This window comes from Glutamicibacter sp. (genome assembly GCF_032154645.1).
In the GTDB taxonomy this organism is placed as follows: Bacteria; Actinomycetota; Actinomycetes; order Actinomycetales; family Micrococcaceae; genus Glutamicibacter.
Genome location: NZ_JALDXV010000019.1, coordinates 1 through 18,277, shown reverse-complemented (window position 1 = coordinate 18,277; position 18,277 = coordinate 1). Strand labels below are relative to the sequence as shown.

The 18,277-nt window shown below is 61.4% G+C and carries 17 protein-coding genes and 2 riboswitches; of the genes, 10 read left to right on the top strand and 7 right to left on the bottom strand.

The features are described 5' to 3' along the window. Positions 1–86 precede the first annotated feature (86 nt). The 4 genes from RUH64_RS13860 to RUH64_RS13845 form a co-directional block, all read right to left on the bottom strand. The gene (locus RUH64_RS13860) at positions 87–410 is read right to left on the bottom strand and encodes a putative quinol monooxygenase (protein WP_313814153.1); all 324 of its coding nucleotides are present in this window, start codon (positions 408–410) and stop codon (positions 87–89) included. Positions 411–489: 79 nt separating this feature from the next. Then, on the bottom strand, positions 490–1,194 hold the full coding sequence (locus tag RUH64_RS13855; protein ID WP_313814152.1) for a hypothetical protein: 705 nt from the start codon (positions 1,192–1,194) through the stop codon (positions 490–492). Between the two features lie 178 nt (positions 1,195–1,372). Beyond that, positions 1,373–1,777 (bottom strand): MmcQ/YjbR family DNA-binding protein, encoded by a 405-nt coding sequence (locus RUH64_RS13850; RefSeq protein WP_313814150.1) that lies wholly within the window; start codon positions 1,775–1,777, stop codon positions 1,373–1,375. 22 nt (positions 1,778–1,799) lie between these two features. Next, positions 1,800–2,216 carry a CoA-binding protein gene (locus tag RUH64_RS13845; RefSeq protein ID WP_313814149.1) on the bottom strand — a complete coding sequence of 139 codons (417 nt, stop codon included), beginning with the start codon at positions 2,214–2,216 and terminating at the stop codon, positions 1,800–1,802. A gap of 277 nt (positions 2,217–2,493) precedes the next feature. On the opposite strand from RUH64_RS13845, the gene RUH64_RS13840 reads away from it, so the two are divergent. From RUH64_RS13840 to RUH64_RS13815, 6 genes are all read left to right on the top strand, one after another. Next, a complete protein-coding gene (locus tag RUH64_RS13840; RefSeq protein WP_313814148.1) occupies positions 2,494–3,357 on the top strand; it encodes an SDR family oxidoreductase in 864 nt (287 codons plus the stop codon). 404 nt (positions 3,358–3,761) lie between these two features. Further along, positions 3,762–5,585: a gamma-glutamyltransferase gene (gene ggt, locus RUH64_RS13835; RefSeq protein ID WP_313814147.1), complete on the top strand. Its 1,824-nt coding sequence runs from the start codon at positions 3,762–3,764 to the stop codon at positions 5,583–5,585. A 35-nt stretch (positions 5,586–5,620) separates the two neighbouring features. Then, on the top strand, positions 5,621–6,175 hold the full coding sequence (locus tag RUH64_RS13830; protein WP_313814146.1) for a sigma-70 family RNA polymerase sigma factor: 555 nt from the start codon (positions 5,621–5,623) through the stop codon (positions 6,173–6,175). Then, positions 6,172–6,870: a zf-HC2 domain-containing protein gene (locus tag RUH64_RS13825; RefSeq protein WP_313814144.1), complete on the top strand. Its 699-nt coding sequence runs from the start codon at positions 6,172–6,174 to the stop codon at positions 6,868–6,870. Before RUH64_RS13830 ends, RUH64_RS13825 begins: the two co-directional genes overlap by 4 nt. Before the next feature lie 94 nt (positions 6,871–6,964). Then, complete coding sequence (locus RUH64_RS13820) at positions 6,965–7,483, top strand: hypothetical protein (protein ID WP_313814142.1); 519 nt, start codon at positions 6,965–6,967, stop codon at positions 7,481–7,483. Between the two features lie 98 nt (positions 7,484–7,581). Further along, the gene (locus RUH64_RS13815) at positions 7,582–8,187 is read left to right on the top strand and encodes an HAD family phosphatase (protein WP_313814140.1); all 606 of its coding nucleotides are present in this window, start codon (positions 7,582–7,584) and stop codon (positions 8,185–8,187) included. Positions 8,188–8,272: 85 nt separating this feature from the next. Here RUH64_RS13815 and RUH64_RS13810 read toward each other — a convergent pair whose 3' ends face one another. Next, positions 8,273–9,691, bottom strand: coding sequence for an LLM class flavin-dependent oxidoreductase (locus tag RUH64_RS13810; protein ID WP_313814139.1), 1,419 nt, complete (start codon positions 9,689–9,691; stop codon positions 8,273–8,275). Positions 9,692–9,733: 42 nt separating this feature from the next. Continuing rightward, positions 9,734–11,077 carry an acyl-CoA dehydrogenase family protein gene (locus tag RUH64_RS13805; protein ID WP_313814138.1) on the bottom strand — a complete coding sequence of 448 codons (1,344 nt, stop codon included), beginning with the start codon at positions 11,075–11,077 and terminating at the stop codon, positions 9,734–9,736. A 16-nt stretch (positions 11,078–11,093) separates the two neighbouring features. After that, a riboswitch (SAM riboswitch) is annotated at positions 11,094–11,182 on the bottom strand. Positions 11,183–11,448: 266 nt separating this feature from the next. Further along, a riboswitch (SAM riboswitch) is annotated at positions 11,449–11,549 on the top strand. 5 nt (positions 11,550–11,554) lie between these two features. Between RUH64_RS13805 and RUH64_RS13800 the strand changes: the two genes are divergently transcribed. The 4 genes from RUH64_RS13800 to acs all read left to right on the top strand — a co-directional run bounded on the left by RUH64_RS13800 (position 11,555) and on the right by acs (position 16,317). After that, positions 11,555–12,376 (top strand): ABC transporter ATP-binding protein, encoded by an 822-nt coding sequence (locus RUH64_RS13800; protein ID WP_313814137.1) that lies wholly within the window; start codon positions 11,555–11,557, stop codon positions 12,374–12,376. Between the two features lie 71 nt (positions 12,377–12,447). Beyond that, on the top strand, positions 12,448–13,467 hold the full coding sequence (locus RUH64_RS13795) for an aliphatic sulfonate ABC transporter substrate-binding protein (RefSeq protein ID WP_313814136.1): 1,020 nt from the start codon (positions 12,448–12,450) through the stop codon (positions 13,465–13,467). Positions 13,468–13,472: 5 nt separating this feature from the next. Further along, positions 13,473–14,300, top strand: a complete 828-nt coding sequence (locus RUH64_RS13790; RefSeq protein WP_313814135.1) for an ABC transporter permease — start codon at positions 13,473–13,475, stop codon at positions 14,298–14,300. Between the two features lie 52 nt (positions 14,301–14,352). Further along, positions 14,353–16,317, top strand: a complete 1,965-nt coding sequence (gene acs / locus RUH64_RS13785) for an acetate--CoA ligase (RefSeq protein WP_313814134.1) — start codon at positions 14,353–14,355, stop codon at positions 16,315–16,317. Between the two features lie 74 nt (positions 16,318–16,391). Here acs and RUH64_RS13780 read toward each other — a convergent pair whose 3' ends face one another. Beyond that, a complete protein-coding gene (locus RUH64_RS13780) occupies positions 16,392–18,260 on the bottom strand; it encodes a BCCT family transporter (protein WP_313814132.1) in 1,869 nt (622 codons plus the stop codon). Positions 18,261–18,277: the final 17 nt, after the last annotated feature.

Here is an 18,277-nt window from a genome sequence, read left to right as displayed (position 1 = left end):
AACGGGTTAGCCCGTCGACGGCGCAGGGCGCGGATTCCATGATGGAATCCGCGCCCTGCATTATTTAGACGGTTCTCCGTTCGGTGTTAGTCGATGACCAGCTCGCCCATGGCATCCCAGTCCTCGCCGTCCACCTTGCGTGAGATGATCTTCGGAGTAGAGACCAGCAATGGGCGCATGCTTTCCAGCCCGGCGGCAAAATGCTCGGAGTTGACGTGGTTCGCGGCGGCCTCGTCGTCGCGGAATGCCTCAACGAGGACGAACTCGTTCGGGTCTTCCACGCTAAGGGACCAGTCAAACCACAGGTTGCCTTCCTCGGCGCGGGTGGCCTGGGTAAAAGGCGTCACCTGCTCGATGAAGCTGTCGGTGAATTCTGGCTTTACCTGATACTTAACAACGATGAAGTACATGTTCCAAGTCTACGAAACCTAGGCCTTCACCAAGGTGAAGATCAACGTGAATCTGCACCCACTTCAAATGGCGCGCAGATTAGACGGCGCTGACGAAGTTGAAGGTCTTGTCGGTATCCGCATAGCCTGTCGCCACGATCTGCGGGCCGCAACTAGTCACCGCTACTTGGCCATAGGCATAGCCCGAAGCATCTGGGTTATCGATGCCTGCACGCGGGAAGTCCCAAGCGGGTCCATGCGCACGAAGAACGTACTGCACGGTCAACGACTGCCCCGACGCCAGCGGCTCAGATCCAGCAACCCTTGCGTAGCCGAGCCACCCGGGGTTCGATGCGGAACTGCGTCGGCCATTATTGTCGAAGCCGCCCAACGAAATGCCTCCCTGTGTAGAGGTGATCACCGGTGTGCCGATGATTTCCCAATCGAGGCTCAGCGTGCCGTTCAGATCCAACTCTAATCCGCCTAGCTCAAGCGGAGCACTGCCGTTGTAGAGGAAGGTTGTTGTCACGGTGATATCGAAGACCTCGCCAAAAACTGAACTGTACTGTTCTTCACCGTCCTGTCCTGCTCCGGTGTTCGTCGGCGTGCTGCCCCCGACAATCTCGGTGGTAAATTCGCTCAGTACAAAGGCGCCTACTGCTGCGCATTGCAGAGGATCGAGGGTGGATGCTGCAGCCAGTGGCGTCATGACGGCGGTAGCGATCACCGGGACAGACCAGGCTGCGCCCTTCAATACGATACGGCGTTCAGGCAATGCTGCTGGGTTCTTTTCAGAGTTGTTCACCGTCTTAACCTAGGCCAGCGCGCAGGGTGAAACTGTCGAAATGCACCCATCTGGCCTGGCGGTTTCACGACTGGCAGATTGATGCCAATTTTCCGCACTGACTAGCGTTTTCTTTATTGCGATCTTGCCCACACGCAACCGAATTCAACCCCGACGGACACAGGCGTCCGAGTGCTGGCTAACCTTTCTGGACCAGAGACTGGAGGCGGATATAGTCCTTGTCCCGTTTGGGCATGCCGTCCACGACGAGGTCGTAGGAATCCTCGATGAGCTCGCGCATCGTCTGGTCGTCCAAGCCTACCCTGACAGAATTCCAATGCTTTTTATTCATGTGATAGCCCGGGGTGATTTGCGGGTGTTCGCTGCGCTGCTGGTCTGCAAGTGCAGGTTCGCATTTCAAATTCAGCACCAATTCACCGTGAAGCACCATCAGCAGGGCGAACATTTTGGCGTCCTCCTGCTTCTTACCTGCAACCTTGTAGACGATGCTGTCCTCGCCAAAGGGGTGGTCTTCGAATGCCAGCGGCATGTCCAGACACAGGGAACGCCACCTGCGTTCCACGTCGTCGTTCAGCGCTTTCATTGAGCGTCTCCTATCCCTTGGTTCAGAGGTACGGATACTCGATTTTCGGGCAGGTGTCCATGACGACGTCCAGCCCGGCGGCCTTGGCCCGTGCGGCGGCCGCCTCATCAATTACCCCGAGCTGCAGCCAGATGGCCCCAGCGCCCACCGCGATGGCCTGATCGACGATGTCGCCGACCTTCTGGGAGTTGACGAAGCAGTCGACCACGTCGATGGTACCCGGGATCTGGGCCAGATTTTGATAGCCGGTCAAGCCCATGACGGGTTCTCCGGTCAGGGACACCGGAACAATCTCCATACCCAGGCTCTGCTGAAGGAATGCCGCGATGGAAGGGGCAACACGGTATGGATTATTCGTCAGCCCAACCACCGCCCATCGACCGGGGGTCGTGAGCAGACGGCGGATCACCGCAGGGTCGTTCACATGTTTCGCGTCCATAGCGCAAGGCTACCGGCCGGGGAGGAGAAATGGGTTCAGCGCATCAAACGTTGAGGCCAAGGTCAGCTTGAAGTCGATCCTGGCCTCAACGACTTCGGCACCGCGCGGCGGTTCCTTGGGCGCCCGCACTGCGGTACTCCAGATCTCGCGGGCTCAGGTTGCCGCCGGCGGTGGAGATCCTGGCTGCCGCCAATTTCTGCGTGCAGTATTTTTACGCTGTGGGAATTGCATGGCCCCGGTGTTCGTTGGAATCAGTGGATACCTACGAAGGGAAAACATGAAGATCGCAATCGCCGGTGCCACCGGAAAACTGGGAATGCTCGTAGTTGACGCTCTGCTCGAACGCGGTGCATCCCCAGAGCAGATCATTGCCATCGGACGCTCCGAAGAAAAATTGGCACCGTTGGCCGCCCGTTCCGTTCAGGTTCGCATTGCCGACTACAACGCCCCGGCAACCCTGATTCCCGCGTTGGAAGGTGTCGACAAGCTGCTGCTGATTTCAAGCAGTGAAGTCGGACAGCGTATTTCCCAGCACGAGAATGTCATCCATGCGGCCAAGGCGGTTGATGTTTCCCTGGTTGCCTATACTTCCATCGCGAATGCCCTCACCGGTCAGATGAAGTTGGCGGCCGAACACGTTGCCACCGAGCAGCTTCTGGCGGCATCCGGCCTGGACTACGTTCTGCTGCGCAACGGCTGGTACACCGAAAATTACACGGATCAAATCATGGGCTATCTGAACAGCGGCGTCATTCTCGGCTGCGCCGGAGATGGCAAGATCAGCGCCGCCGCCCGGGCAGACTTTGCCGAAGCCGCCGCGGTTGTCCTGCTGTCACAGGAGACTCAGGCAGGAAAAATCTATGAATTAGGCGCAGACAAGGCATTCACGCTGACTCAGCTCGCGGGAGCCGTTTCCGCTGCCGGCGGCCACGAGGTCAGCTACAAGGAAATGGATCCTGAAACACTGGCAGACATCTATGAGCAGTCGGGGGTTCCAGCGCTCTTTGCCGACATCTTGGTTGACACCGATGTGCGCATCCGCGAGGGCGCATTGGAAGTCACCAGCGGCCAGCTGGCGCAGCTCATCGGCCACGCCCCGACATCTTTGGGCAAGGTCATCAAGAACGCCCTAGATCAGTAGGCTCCGTTTTGCAGGACCATACTCCGCTGGACCGGCGTACCAAAGGAATCGACAGCGGTACGCCGGCTTAGCGCAGGTCGCCTCGGAGGGAACCGACTTAACTGATCGTTGTTCACAGAAACTTCGGCACAGGAGAATCCACGAGTATCCGACTGCTCGAAGGGATCGTGCAACGTACGTTCCGCGATATGGGCACATTAGGCCGCAAGCCGCCCTTAATATTGTGTCCGACCCTGCAGCAGACAGCGCCTAGTCAGCCATTAGATTCATGTATAAACCGGATGCGACTAGTAAAGAATTATTTTCCAACCCGCTGACGGTGGCGCGTGTCACAGCAAGCTTGTTTTTAGAGCCTCCCGTAGATTGACGCATACTCATCCCCCACTTTTGAGGAGAACATAAGTATGTCTCGACCTGCTTTCCGGGTGCTGGCCTGCGCCGCCACCCTTGCCCTGGGATTGGGCAGCGTTGCCACCCTGCCGGCTAGCGCCGACCCCCGGCACTCCGAAAAGACCCCCACGGCCCAAGGCACCGGAGGCGCAGTTTCTTCGGTAGATCCCGAGGCCACCGCCGCCGGCATCGACGTCCTGCGCAAGGGCGGCAATGCCGTCGATGCGGCGGTAGCGACCGCAGCCGCATTGGGCGTCACTGAACCGTACAGCGCAGGCATCGGCGGCGGCGGGTACTTTATGTTCTACAACGCCAAGACCGGCAAGGCCAGCACGATCGACGGACGCGAAACCGCACCGGCAGCCATGCCGCACGACGCGTTCATCGACCCGGCCACCGGAAAACCGTACAACTTCACCCCGGAACTGGTCACCAGCGGTGTGTCCGTGGGAGTTCCCGGAACTCTCGCCACCTGGCAGCGCGCGCTGGATAACTGGGGATCCAAGGACCTGAAACAGGTATTGAAACCTGCGACGCAAATCGCCTCCCGCGGCTTCGTCGTAGATAAGACCTTCCGTGAACAGACACTGGATAACAAGAAGCGATTTGAAGCTTTCGATGCAACCAGCGAACTCTATCTGCCCAATGGGGATGCCCCGGAGGTTGGCAGCATCTTCCGAAACCCCGATCTTGCCGACACCTACCGCCTGCTGGCTCAACAGGGACCCAAGGCCTTCTACTCGGGAGCGCTGGCCGATGAAGTCGCTCAGACGGTTCAGGCTCCGCCGAAGAACAATGACACCGACCTGCCGGTCCCTGCCGGCTACGTCACCGCCGAAGACCTCGCTTCCTACGAGGTGGCCGAGCAGGCTCCCACCAAGGTGAACTACCGCGGGCTCGATGTCTTTGGCATGGCACCGACGTCCTCCGGCGGCACCACCATGGGAGAAGCCTTGAATATTCTTGGCGAGTTCGACCTTTCAGACATGCAGCAGCCTGCGGCGCTGCACCACTACCTGGAAGCGTCCGCGCTGGCGTACGCCGACCGCGGCAAGTTCGTCGGAGATCCCGCCTTCGTCAATGTCCCGGTCAAGGCCCTGACCGACAAGCTCTTCGGCGCTGAACGCGCCTGCCTCATCAACCCCGATCAAGCGGCTGTAAAACCTGTCGCTCCCGGGGACGTCGAAAACTATGACGGCCAATGCCCCGCAGGAACCAGCGAGGACGTGAAGGAGAACGACACCGAGAACATCTCCACCACTCACCTGTCGGTGGTAGATCGCTGGGGCAACGTCGTGTCCTACACCCTGACCATAGAACAGACCGGCGGTTCCGGCATGGTTGTTCCCGGCCGCGGCTTCCTACTGAACAACGAACTGACCGATTTCTCCACGGTGTATGATCCCGCGGACCCGAATCGCATCGATCCGGGCAAGCGTCCGCGCTCGTCGATGTCGCCGACCATCGTGCTGCGTGAGGGCGAACCGATGCTTGCCATCGGCTCCCCGGGCGGTTCAACGATCATCACCACCGTGCTGCAGTCCCTGATTAACCGCGTGGATCTTGGCATGGACATCAGCCAGGCCATCGCCGCTCCTCGTGCCTCACAGCGCAACACCGCGGCGGTGACTGCCGAACCCAAATTCATCGACGCCTACGGTCCGGCCCTTGAAGCCTTGGGTCACAAACTCACCCCGGCTGGCGATTCCTTCACCCCGCAGGCAGAAATCGGCGCGGTGGAAGCCGTGGAAATTGCCCCCGACGGCACGTTGACAGCCGCGGCCGAACCCACCCGGCGCGGCGGCGGATCGGCCATGGTGGTAAAACCTACAAAGTAATTGAACCTTTTGCTCCGCTGCCTCGTGTCTCTTTCATGGGAAAGCTGACACGAGGCACGGAACAGGACCGGAGGCATGATGTGGATCTAGTCCAACGACAGCAGGCATTCACGCGCCTGCAGGAACTGCATGCTCCTTCATTGCACCGCTATGCCTGTTCTCTGACCCGCGATGATGCGCGCGCCCAGGATGTTGTGCAGGAAACGCTGCTCCGCGTTTGGCAGCACCCCCACCTGCTGGAGGAACCGCCTGAGCAATTGCGCGGTTGGCTTTTCACCGTCGCCCGGAACCTCGTGATCGACCAGTCCCGCAGCGGCTACTCGCAGCATGAATTTGCCGCCGAACAGATGCCGGAACAGTCGGTGACCGATCAGGCTGACAGGATCTTCAATGAACTTTTGATCCGTGAAGCCTTGGCAAGCCTCAGCGAAGACCACCGGCAGGTAGTCGTCCGCGCCTACTACTACGCGCACAGTGTTGAACAGATTGCGGCCGACCTTGCCATCCCCTCGGGGACCGTGAAGTCGAGGCTGCACTATGGCATGAGATCTTTGAAGTTGGCATTGGAAGAGAAGGGTGTAGGGCGATGAACGAGCACGAATCGCTGTGCGAATGGGACGCCGCGTATATGCTCGGTGCGCTGAACTCCGCCGATAAGCTGCGTTTTGAAGCGCATCTAAAGACCTGCCAAGACTGCCAGTCGTCGCTGGCTGGCTTGAGCACCGTGCCGCCGATGCTGGCCCGCATCGCCCCGCCGGATGACCTGCTGGCAACACCCGCAGCATCCACCTCGGCACCACCCACAGGCAACGCTGCCGCGCCCGAAGCCGTCAAAAAGCCCGCAAAACGCCGACTGTACTTCGCGTTGGCAGCGGTAATGTTGCTCGCCGCGGGAGTGGGCCTGGGAAGCCTGATGAATACCGCTCCTGCCGCGCCCCCGGTGGTGCAAACCCTCGCCTTAACGCCCGCCACGAGCCAAGACATGGCCGTCAAGGTTGGATTTGAACCGAAAAAGTGGGGTACCGCGCTGACGATCAACTGCGATTATCCACCGGCAACCGACTACAGCGGCTCCAACACCCAACAGAGCTATGTTCTGGTGGTTCAAGACCGCGAGGGTGTTCAAAGCAAGAGCGCCAGTTGGAAATATGTTGCCGGCCAAAAGGTTACCGTCCCTGCGGCAACATCAATGCGAATGGATGACATTGCGGTGGTCAGCGTGCAATTGGCAGATGGCACGACAGTATTTAGCGCTCCCCTCGAACAAATTCCCAAAAATTCTTAAGCGAAGATTGAACCAGAGTGAGCTGCGTCTCGTGTTAACTGCTGAACGGCAACCGCATTTATCCGGAATGCACCGTTGGACCAAGGAGTAGCTCATGAGCAAGAAAATAGCTTCCGTCGCAGCGCTCGCAGCGGCCCTCATGTTGGCATTGGCAGGATGTTCGGGTCAGTCCGATGCGCCAACCGCCAGCCAATCTAGTTCTAGCGGCAACGGCTACGGCGCCCCGGCACCATCCCAAAGTCAGAGCGTCAACGACACCGGCGCCATGTTGAGCACCGCAGACAGCGATCTCGGCAAGATCGTGGTGGATCAGCGTGGAATGACCGTGTACCAATTCGACAAGGACACGCAGAATTCAGGAAAATCTTCCTGCACCGGCTCCTGCTTGGATGCCTGGCCGCCGGTTCCTGCCACAGAGGATTCACTGAAGAATGCTCAGGGCATCACCGGTGAACTGGGAACCATCACCGGCACCAACGGCAAGGAACAGCTGACCCTCAACGGCTGGCCGCTGTATTACTACGCCCCGGATACTGCAGCCGGTGACACCAAGGGTCAAGCGGCCCAAGATGTGTGGTGGGTCATCGACGCCAAGGGCGATCCAATCCACTAACCCAAAGAGCGGCGGTCCGAGCACCTTCAACGAAGAAGGGTCTCGGACCGCCGCTGTGCGTTGCACCTTCCACCCCTTGGATCAGGCAGAATAGCCCCATGATCCACGCCGTAGTATTTGATCTCGACGGAGTTCTCAGGAATATCGACTCCGCACAGCTCAGCGACCTAGAACTGCGCTGCACTCTGCCCGCGGGCGCGATTTCCGCCGCCGCGTTTCAGCCATCACTACTCATTCCCGTCACGACAGGTCAGATCACTCGCGCCCAGTGGATTGAACAGGTAGGCATGGCACTGGGCAACCATGATGCGGCGGCGCAGTGGGGTCGCATCGCAGCAGTTCCCAATCGGGAGCTGCTTGCAATGGTCGACGAGATCCGGTCTGCCGGAATTCTCACGGCAATACTCACCAATGGAACGGATAGGATCGCCGAGGAACTGGCGGAACAAGGCATCGGCAGTCATTTCGACCAGGTTTTCAATTCCGCGGAATTAGGGGTCATCAAACCCGACCCGGCCATATTTGCTGTCGTGCTCAAGACGCTGTCGCTCAAGGCGCACGAGGTGTTTTTCACCGATGATTCGGCAAACAAGCTCACCGGCGCCGCGGAACTGGGGATGCGAACGCATCATTATCAAGGCGTCGAAGCCCTACGCAGGGCGCTGGTAGAACACGGAGTTCTTCAGGCACAAGAGAACAGCTAAGCGCGAATCCTCGAGTCCAAAAGGCCGAGGAATCCGCGCTTAGCTGGTAACCGTATTCAGTTCACGCCTGATGGGCAGGCCTCCGCTAGGCCTGCGCCGCCAAACGGTTGGAGATCTTGTACTGGGCCGCGCGATGCGTTTCCTTCACGTGATCGCCGGCGCCGAACAGCTTGTTGCGCAGCGAGCCTTCAACGTAGTCGGTCTTGTACGCGCCGCGAGCCTGCAGCTCGGGAACCACGAATTCAACGACGTCCTCGAAGGTGCCCGGGGTGATGGCGTAGGCCAGGTTGAAGCCGTCCACATCGGTGTAGTCCACCCAGTCGATCAGCTTCTGCGCGACCTCGGCTCCGGAGCCGACGGTGATCGGGCCGAAGCCGCCCACGCCGACCCATTCGGCCAGCTGGCGCACGGTCCATGGGTTGCCCTCGTCGCCGCTGGCCTTCTGGAAGGTGGCCACCGAGGACTGGATGGCGTTGGACTTCACGTCGCTGCCGATCGGCTGATCCGGGTCGAAGGTTGACAGGTCGATGCCCATCCAGCCGGAGATCAGCACCATGGCGCCCTCGATATCCGCGTAGGACTTGTAGTCCTCGTACTTCGCCTGGGCGGCCGCCGAATCCTCGGCGGTGATGATGGTCTGCATCGCAAAGATCTTGATGTCGTAGCGGTCGCGGCCGGCGGCTTCGGCGTGGTCGCGGATCTTGGCGACGGTGGACTTGAGGATCTCCTTGGTCGGGCTGGTTACGAAGACCGCCTCCGCATTCTGCGCGGCGAACTTCAGACCGCGCGGCGAGGTGCCCGCCTGGTAGATCACCGGCGTACGCTGGGTGCTCGGTTCGGTGATGGCGATGCCCGGCACCTTGAAGTACTTGCCCTCGTGGTTGATGGAGTGCACCTTGGCCGGGTCGGTGTAGATGCCGGTTTCCTTGTCGGCCTGCACCGCGTCGTCTTCCCACGAGCCTTCGAGCAGCTTGTAGACGACCTCGAGGTATTCGTCGGCATGGTTGTAGCGCTCGTCGTGCTCCATCTGGTCTTCCTGGCCCATGTTGCGAGCGGCGGACGGCAGGTAGCCGGTGACCACGTTCCAGCCCACGCGGCCGTTGGTCAGGTGGTCCAGGGTGGCCAGGCGGCGGGCGAACGGGTAGGGGTGCTCATAGGCGGTGCCGGCGGTGACGCCGAAGCCGAGGTGTTCGGTCACCGCAGCCATCGCGGAGACCAGCAGGAACGGGTCGTTGACCGGGGCCTGGGCGCCGGTGCGCAGCGGAGACTCGTTGGTGCCGTTGTACACGTCGTAGGTGCCCAGCACGTCGGCGATGAACAGGCCGTCGAACTTGCCCTTTTCCAGCACCTTGGCCAGATGGGTCCAGTAGCCGATGGTCTTGTAGTCCGACGCCTTGTCCTGCGGATGGCGCCACAGGCCGGGAGACTGGTGGGCAACGCAGTTCATGTCAAAAGCGTTGAAGAGGATCTCACGCTGCTTTTCAGCTGGCTGGTTCTGGCTCATTGGTGTGCCCCAATCGTTGTGTGAAGAAAAATCTGTGGGTGGCTACAGCCCGAAGCCCTGAGGGGCCGAGGACAGTTCGCCGGTGACCGACAGGCGCTGCGGCTGCACCCCGTTGATCTCGTAGTCCCCGACGATGCGCGCCTTGTAGATGGCGGGGTTGTGGGTGGCGATGGTGCGGGCGTTGCGCCAGTGCCGGTCCATATTGCAGCTGCCGCGGGTGGCGGAGGCGCCGAGCCCGTCGAAGAGCTTGCTAGTGGCGCTGATGACCAGCGGCTGCACGATGGTCTGCGCGCGGTTCGCCGCCAGCTCGCAGACCGCGAAGCGTTCCTCAGCGTTCAGGTAGGGATCCGCCAGCGCGGATTCAACCTCAAGCACCGCACCCATGACCACCGAGTCGGCGGCGAAGATTTCAGCGGAGACCTCGCCGACCAGCTGCAGCACCTGCGGCTCGCGGTGCACCGGGACGCCGGTGCCGGTGGAGAAGCTGCGGGTGCGCGCCTGCACCGAGGAGCGCATGTCATTCAGTGCAGCGCGGCCGATGCCCGCCTGCACCGCCATCAGCACCAGCTGGAAGATGGCGGCCTCCGGGTCGTTGACGTCCTCCGGCATGAAGCATTCCACCGGAACCTGGTGGAATTCGGTGCTGCCGGTGCCGGTCAGCCCCTGGCCGAACCCGTCCCAGTCGTCGAGGATCTTGACCCCGCTGTGTTGGGTGGAGACCAGTGCAATCTGTCGTCCCGGACGTTCCGGATGCGAGACCGCCACGGCGGTCCAGTCGGCGAAGATGGTGCCGGTGCAGTAGTACTTTTCACCGTTGACCACCCAACGTCCGTCGACCTGGCTGACCTTGGTGTTCAGGCTGCCCAGGGCGTTGCCGCCCTTTTCCGTGTAGGCGTTGCCGACGATCTGTCCGGCGGCGATGCGGGCGACCCATTTGGCCCGCAGCTCGGCGTCCTCCAGGCGCAGCACGTCCTCGACGAAGGCAATATGGGCCCGCCACAGCTGGCCGATATGGGAGTCCGCCTCGGAAAGTTCAATGAGCAGGCGGAAGACGTCGCTCAGTCGTGCCCCGTGGCCGCCTTCTGCCACCGGCAGGCGCAGTGCACCGAAGCGTTCGCGGTTCAGCAGGCCCACCTGTTCGAAGGGCAGGATGCGGTTGCGGTCGCGGTCTTTGGCCCCCGCGGCAATCTGGGCGAAGACGGGACGGAAGATGGCGGCGAGACGTTCGTAGTCTTCGTCGGCCCCCGGGCCGGGGGTGACCTTGAGCAGTTGGCGGGTTGGACGTTCCTCGGAGAACTGATCCAATTCCATCGCGGATCCGTTGTGTGGATTGCTCAGGGCGTTGAAATCCAGGTCAAGGTTGTTCCCGGTTTCACCAAAAGACATGCAGAAGTCCTCTTTCTTTCCATCGATCCTGGCGGTAGCACCGGCCCGGACGGGTGGTTGCTGCGGCGTCGTGGAGCCAGATCTCTCGGCCGCTCTGGATGGGTCGTTACTATTTGTAGCCGTAACAATCCGCGGGATCCAAGTCCCAAAGTCACATTTCGTTGCCCCATGGGATCAAGTTGAATCCACAAGTGAACAATGCTGCGCCAGAAGCTCCGAAGATGCCCCGACGCAGAACTCAAAGTATCGAGTAAACAGGCAATGAATAAAATAAAACACGAAATTTTCCACATGTTACGCGTTCACATCGAATATTTTTCATGTTACGCATAATTTGCAATAAAAACGTTCGACCCCCTGTAATGGACCTGTAACCATCCCGAGCGGCCGAGAGATCTGGCTCTTTGACGCCGCAGCAACCACCTATGAGCGTTATGCTCTCGGCCGGTGCTACCGCCAGGACCGATGGAGATGATCATGGCCACCGCCTTTGCTTTGCCGCATACCGACCCAGCTGTCCGCACCGCGACCGCGCTGGACGTAGACTTCAGCAACGTTTCACGCACCTTCACCGCCAAGAAGGAATCACGCACGGTGCTGCGCGATGTCAACCTGCACATCAACGCCGGTGAAGTAGTGGCAATCCTGGGGGCCAGCGGCTGCGGAAAGTCGACGCTGCTGCGCTCGGTGTCCGGTCTGGATGCCCCGTCAACCGGAATTGTTTCCACCGGGCCCCGCGAGGTCAACGGCATCAACGAGCTGTGTGCCGTGGCCTTCCAAGAACCCCGGCTGCTGCCTTGGCGTTCGGTGCGCGAAAACATCGCGCTGGGGCTCGCCCCGAAAACCGACCCGACGGCAGGAACTGCACTGATCAACGAGCTCTTGGAGCTCACCGATCTGACGCATGCAGCCGATCTGCGTCACCGGGAAATCTCCGGTGGAATGGCCCAGCGCGTCTCGCTGGCCCGAGCCCTGGCCCGACGTCCCGGTGTGCTGCTGCTAGATGAGCCATTCGGTGCACTTGACGCGTTGACCAGATTGAAAATGCAGGACCTGTTGCTGTCTATCCACGCTTCATTCCCCACCACCGTGCTCATGGTGACCCACGACGTGGACGAAGCGTTGAACCTGGCGGACCGCATCGTGGTGCTCGGCCGCAACGCAGACGCGGCAGGAGCTACCGTCATTGAAGACCTCACCATCACTGCATCTCACCCACGCAGCCACAACGCCGAACTGTTCGCTGTCCACCGCGCACACCTGCTGAGCCTGCTGGGCGTAGACCCGGCCAAACACTAACCTGCACCACTTTTCACTTCGGCTGGTACATACCAGCCGCCGCATTCGCACGCTCAAATCTAGGAATTTCTATGCTCTCGAACCCTTTCACCCGCCGTACAGCACTATCCCTGGCAGCCCTGGCAGTAGGTGCCGTCGCCCTGTCGGGATGTGCCGGAGAGAACGCCGCCGCTTCATCCGATCAGACCCTGTCCATCGACTTCGCCACCTACAACCCGCTGAGCCTGGTGCTGAAGGAAAAGGGTTGGCTGGATGACGCGGCAGAAGCCAAGGGCGTGGACGTCGAGTGGATCCAGTCTGCAGGATCGAATAAGGCCAATGAGGCGCTGCGCGCCGACGCCGTGCAGGTGGGCTCCACCGCGGGATCCGCGGCGCTGCTTGCGCGCTCCAACGGTTCTCCGATCAAGACCATCGCGCTGTATTCCCAGCCCGAATGGTCCGCACTGGTGGTGAAGAAGGATTCCGGAATCTCCTCACCCAAGGATTTGAAGGGCAAGTCGGTTGCCGCAACCAAGGGCACAGACCCCTACTTCTTCCTGTTGCAGACGCTGAAGCAGGCGGGCCTGAGCGAGGACGACATCACCTTGCAGAATGTGCAGCATGCAGATGGCCGCACCGCGCTGTCCAACGGAGCGGTTGACGCCTGGGCTGGCCTGGATCCGATCATGGCAGCCGCGGAGAACGACAACGCCAAGCTGGTGTACCGCAACTTGGACTTCAACACCTACGGTGCCCTGAACGCCCGCGAAGACTTCATTGAGAAGAACCCGGAGCTGGCCCAGCTGGTGGTCGACTCCTATCAGAAGGCCCGCGAATACGCTGAAGCGCACCCTGAAGAAACGGCAGACATCTTGGCCAAGGCAGCGGGGCTGGACAAGGACGTCGCCACGACAGTCATCACCGAACGCTCAAACCTGGACATCGACGGCACCCCCGGTGACGCATTCACCTCGGTGCTGAAAAACATCGGCCCGACCCTTGTTCAGAACAAGGACGTAGCCTCGCAGGACCAGGTGGACCAGGCGCTGGCCACCTTGGTTGACGGTCAATTTGCGGCCAAGGCCGACGCCAAAAACGTCGCCGGAGAGTAAGTTCCATGTCCGCGCCCGAACTTTCAGTTGACACCTCCCCCACAAAACCGCGCAAGCCCAGAGTTGGTTTCAGCCGCACCATCTTGCGTGCACCCAGATGGCTGCTCTCGCTCATCCTGCCGGTGGTGTTGCTGGGCATATGGCAGTTCGCTACAGCCACAGGACTTGTTGCACCCTGGTCGCTGCCCACTCCCGGGGCCGTGATTGCCGCCGCCGGCGAATTGTTCGAGGGCGGAGATCTGGGTAAGCACATCGGCATTTCCACACAGCGCGTGCTGCTGGGCTTCGCCATCGGCTCACTGCTCGGGCTGGTTTTCGGCGCGCTGGTGGGGCTGTCGAAGCTGGCAGATGCGCTGCTGAGCCTGAGCATTTCAGCCCTGCGTGCAGTTCCTTCGCTTGCCTGGGTGCCGCTGCTGGTGCTGTGGATGAAGATCGGCGAGGATTCCAAGGTCACGCTGATCATCATCGGCGCGTTCTTCCCGGTCTTCACCACCGTCTCGCTGGCCCTGCGCCATGTTGACGCCCATCTGGTGGAGGCAGCCCGCTCCTTCGGGCTGGGCGGGGTGAAACTGCTGCGCACCGTGCAGCTGCCGGCGGTGGTTCCGTCGATTTTCTCCGGACTGCGCCTGGCTCTGGCCCAGGCCTGGCTCTTCCTGGTGGCCGCCGAACTGCTCGGCGCCTCCATGGGCCTGGGCTTCCTGCTCACCGACTCGCAGAACAACGGACGCATCGACCGGCTGATCCTGACCATCATCCTGCTGGCGCTCTTCGGCAAGCTCACCGATGCGCTGCTCTCGTTGGCCGAACGCTGGGCCATCCGCCGCTGGACCTAAATCCTGCGCTCCCCCACCTCCAATCAACCACGCAACTCCAAGGACCCGGGCTATGACCACCGAATTAGCATCCAGCACCGCAGCGCTCGACGAGGCGCACCGTCAAGAATTCTGGGACGAGGCGGCCAATCTGCTTGACTGGGACACCCGCTGGCACACCACCAGCCGCATTGTTCCGGCGGACCCGCAGGCTCAGCGAGGCCCGCAGATCTCCTGGTATCTGGGTGGAAAGCTCAACGCCGCGGTGAACTGCGTCGACCGCCATGTGGCGGCGGGCAACGGCGAGAAGGTGGCCCTGTATTTCGAGGGCGAACCGGGCGACCGAGAGGCGGTCACCTACGCCGACCTGCAGCAGCGGGTCAACCAGGCTGCCAACGCGCTGGCGGAACTGGGCATCACGAAGGGCGACCGCGTGGTGATCTACCTTCCGGTGCTGGTGGAAACCGTGGTGATCACCCTTGCCTGCGCCCGCATCGGCGCGATCCACTCGCTGGTCTTCGGCGGCTTCTCCGCCGAGGCGCTGAAGTTCCGTGTGGAAGACACCGGCGCCAAGCTTTTGGTCACCACCGACGGGCAGTTCCGCCGCGGCGCCAGCGTCCCGGTCAAGCAGAATGCCGACGCGGCGGTCAGCGGGGACAACAGCATCCAGAACGTGCTGGTGATCCGCCGCACCGGGGATCAGATCCCGTGGACCGAAGGGCGCGATGTGTGGTGGCATGAGCTGGTCGACGCCCAGTCCACCGAGCACTCCCCGGAGTTCTTCGATGCCGAAACCCCGCTGTTCATCATGTACACCTCCGGCACCACCGGGCAGCCCAAGGGCCTGGTGCACACCACCGGCGGCTACCTGACGCAGGCGGCGTTCAGCTACAACCTGCTCTTCGCCAACCCGGATCCGTCCCAGCGCGCGCAGGATGTGCACTGGTGCACCGCGGACCTGGCCTGGGTCACCGCACACACCTATGAGATCTACGGCCCGCTGTCCAACGGCGTCACCCAGGTCATCTACGAGGGCGTCCCCAACGCCCCGCATCCGGGCCGCCACTTCAAGGTCATCGAGCGCTACAGGGTCACCAGCTACTACACCGCGCCGACGCTGGTGCGCTCGCTCATGGGCTGGTTCCCCGAAGGCATTCCCGCGCACTACGACCTGTCCTCGGTACGGGTCGGCGGCACCGTGGGCGAGGCGGTGAATCCCGAGGCCTGGCGCTGGCTGCGCGAACAGGTGGGCCGCGACACCCCGGCGGGCATCCCGATGGTCGATACCTGGTGGCAGTCGGAGTCCGGGGCCACGGTGCTCTCCCCGCTGCCCACGGACGAACACTTCAAGCCGGGCTGCGCCTCCCGTGCGCTGCCCGGCGTCGGCGTGGACATCGTCGACGCGGCGGGTGCGCGCGTCGCCCCGCAGACCCAGGGAAATATCGTCATCACCCAGACCGGGCCGGCCATGGCCCGCACCGTCTGGGGCAACCCGCAGCGCTACTACACCAGCTACTGGCAGCAGTATGTGGAGAAGGGCTGGTTCCTCGCCGGCGATGGGGCCCGTTTCGACGAGGACGGGGACATCTACATCCTGGGCCGCACCGACGATGTCATCAACATCTCGGGCCACCGCCTGTCCACCATCGAGATCGAGTCCGCGCTGGTCACCCACCCGGGCGTGGTGGAGGCAGGAGTCTGCCCCACCCCTGATGCCAAGACCGGCCACGCCGCCACGGCGTTCGTGGTGCCGCTGGACCAGTCGCTGATTTCGCTTGAGCCTGACGATGACGCACAGGCCCAGCGCCGGGCGGAGTTCATCGACCAGCTGCGCGCCGTCGTCGCCCAGCAGATCGGTCCTATCGCCAAGCCGCGGGACATCGTGCTGGTCCCCGATGTCCCCAAGACGCGTTCGGGAAAGATCATGCGCAGGCTGCTGACCCAACTCTTTGAAGGCAGCACGCTGGGTGATACCACCAGCCTGCAAAATGAGCCGTGCATCGCGCAGATCGATGAGATCTGCCGGGCCCGCGGCTAGCCGGAGACGAAGCGGCGCCCACAGCAATCACCATTGCTGTGGGCGCCGCCAGGTCCTGATAGCCGCGGAAGAGACTAGCCCTCGGAAGGGTCCGATGGCTTCTTCGGCTCCTTCTCATCCAGCTTCTCGGTTTCCAAGATGATCGACGGATCCTCGGAGAAGATCGTCGGCGCGCTCGGCTCGTTATCTGCCTTCACGATGGGGATTTCGGTGGTCATCAGGCTGAAGGCGCTGCCCTCATGCTCTTCGACGCCGCGGGACACCGACTTTTCAAGCACCTCGCGGGCCACGTTGCTGCGCAGCACCAGCGGATCCTTGCTCAGGTCCTTCCAAATCGCCACGCACAGCAGCAGCATCACGACCACAAACGGCAGTGCGGAGACGATCGTAATGTTCTTCAGTCCGTTCAGTGCTTCGGCCGGGTGATCGCCGCCCGCCAGCAGCATCACCGCCGCGACGGCGCCGGTGGCGACGCCCCAGAAGATGATCGACTTCTTGGTCGGCTCTTCTGCGCCCTTCTCGCTCAGTGCTCCCATCACGATGGATGCCGAGTCTGCACCGGTGACGAAGAAGATGGCGATCAGCAGCACGGTGACCACCATGAGCACCACCGAAACCCAGCCTGGGACCGGCATGTGGTCCAGCAGGTCGAACAGGATGAGGTCGAAGTTGATATCCGGGACCCCATCGACCATGTGCGCCAGCTGGCCAGCGGTGTCGCCGGCCTTTTCGGCGCGCTCCTGCAGGCCGATGGCGCCGCCGCCAAAGATCGCGAACCACAGCAGGGTTACGGTCGATGGAACCAGCAGCACACCGGTGACGAACTGGCGGATGGTGCGGCCTCGGGAGATGCGCGCAATAAACAGGCCAACGAATGGGGTCCATGACACCCACCAGGCCCAGTAGAAGATGGTCCAGGACGAGAGCCACTCGGACATTTCTTCATCGCCGGCCACTGCGGTGCGCGATGCCATCTGAGGCAGGTCGCCGATAAATGAACCGATGGCATTGGGGATGACGTTCAAGATGAACAGCGTCGGGCCGCCGATGAACACGATCAGCGCAAGGATCAGTGCCAGCACCATGTTGGTGTTGGACAGCCACTGAATGCCGCGCTCGATTCCGGAGACGGCAGAGGCCACGAACAGTGCGGTGAGGATCGCAATGATGATCACGAGGATGCCCGAGCCGACGGTTTGCATCATGCCGGTGGCTTGGATACCGCCACCGATCTGCAGGGCACCCAGTCCCAGGGAACATGCGGAGCCGAACAGTGTTGCCAAGATGGCTAGGATGTTAATAACGCGTCCACCCCAGCCATGAATGGCTCGTTCGCCAAAGATAGGGGTAAACATCGAGGAGAACAACTGTGGACGGCCCAGTCGGAAGCTGCCGTAGGCCATGCCCAGCCCGACAATTGCATACATCGCCCATGGGTAGATCGTCCAGTGGAACAGCGTGGTCCCCATGGCGGTGCCTACTGCGGCACTGGTCTGGCCGTCAACGGTTCCCGGTGGCGGCGACATGTAGAAGAACAGCGGTTCGCCCACGCCATAAAAGACCAGACCGATGCCCATGCCGGTGGCAAACATCATCGAGATCCATGAAATGGTGCTGAATTGCGGTTTCTCGCCGTCTTTACCCAGTGGAATGCGGCCGAAGTTCTTGGCGGCCACCACGATGGCAAAAATCGCAAAGACTGAGGCTGCGATCACGAAGAGCCAGCCTGTGTCGGTGATGACCCAGTTCAATGCCGCGTCGGCTGCTGCTCCTAGGCCTTCAGGGGTGACGAATCCCCAGATAATGAAACCAACGACCAGTGTTCCGGCAATACCGAACACCCACGGGTCGACTCCGGACAGGCTGTATTTCTTTGGCTTACGCTGGCGGGCTGAGTGTAGCTCGCCAACTAGGTCTTCAATTGATTGGTCACTCTGCTTCATTGCGTTCTTCCCTCACT

Excerpts from the sequence above, each read along its gene's own strand:
- RUH64_RS13860 (WP_313814153.1), bottom strand. The coding sequence starts at position 410 with ATGTACTTCATCGTTGTTAAGTATCAGGTAAAGCCAGAATTCACCGAC.
- RUH64_RS13850 (WP_313814150.1), bottom strand. The coding sequence starts at position 1,777 with ATGAAAGCGCTGAACGACGACGTGGAACGCAGGTGGCGTTCCCTGTGT.
- RUH64_RS13845 (WP_313814149.1), bottom strand. The coding sequence starts at position 2,216 with ATGGACGCGAAACATGTGAACGACCCTGCGGTGATCCGCCGTCTGCTC.
- RUH64_RS13840 (WP_313814148.1), top strand. The coding sequence starts at position 2,494 with ATGAAGATCGCAATCGCCGGTGCCACCGGAAAACTGGGAATGCTCGTA.
- ggt (WP_313814147.1), top strand. The coding sequence starts at position 3,762 with ATGTCTCGACCTGCTTTCCGGGTGCTGGCCTGCGCCGCCACCCTTGCC.
- RUH64_RS13830 (WP_313814146.1), top strand. The coding sequence starts at position 5,621 with ATGGGAAAGCTGACACGAGGCACGGAACAGGACCGGAGGCATGATGTG.
- RUH64_RS13825 (WP_313814144.1), top strand. The coding sequence starts at position 6,172 with ATGAACGAGCACGAATCGCTGTGCGAATGGGACGCCGCGTATATGCTC.
- RUH64_RS13820 (WP_313814142.1), top strand. The coding sequence starts at position 6,965 with ATGAGCAAGAAAATAGCTTCCGTCGCAGCGCTCGCAGCGGCCCTCATG.
- RUH64_RS13815 (WP_313814140.1), top strand. The coding sequence starts at position 7,582 with ATGATCCACGCCGTAGTATTTGATCTCGACGGAGTTCTCAGGAATATC.
- RUH64_RS13810 (WP_313814139.1), bottom strand. The coding sequence starts at position 9,691 with ATGAGCCAGAACCAGCCAGCTGAAAAGCAGCGTGAGATCCTCTTCAAC.
- RUH64_RS13805 (WP_313814138.1), bottom strand. The coding sequence starts at position 11,077 with ATGTCTTTTGGTGAAACCGGGAACAACCTTGACCTGGATTTCAACGCC.
- RUH64_RS13800 (WP_313814137.1), top strand. The coding sequence starts at position 11,555 with ATGGCCACCGCCTTTGCTTTGCCGCATACCGACCCAGCTGTCCGCACC.
- RUH64_RS13795 (WP_313814136.1), top strand. The coding sequence starts at position 12,448 with ATGCTCTCGAACCCTTTCACCCGCCGTACAGCACTATCCCTGGCAGCC.
- RUH64_RS13790 (WP_313814135.1), top strand. The coding sequence starts at position 13,473 with ATGTCCGCGCCCGAACTTTCAGTTGACACCTCCCCCACAAAACCGCGC.
- acs (WP_313814134.1), top strand. The coding sequence starts at position 14,353 with ATGACCACCGAATTAGCATCCAGCACCGCAGCGCTCGACGAGGCGCAC.
- RUH64_RS13780 (WP_313814132.1), bottom strand. The coding sequence starts at position 18,260 with ATGAAGCAGAGTGACCAATCAATTGAAGACCTAGTTGGCGAGCTACAC.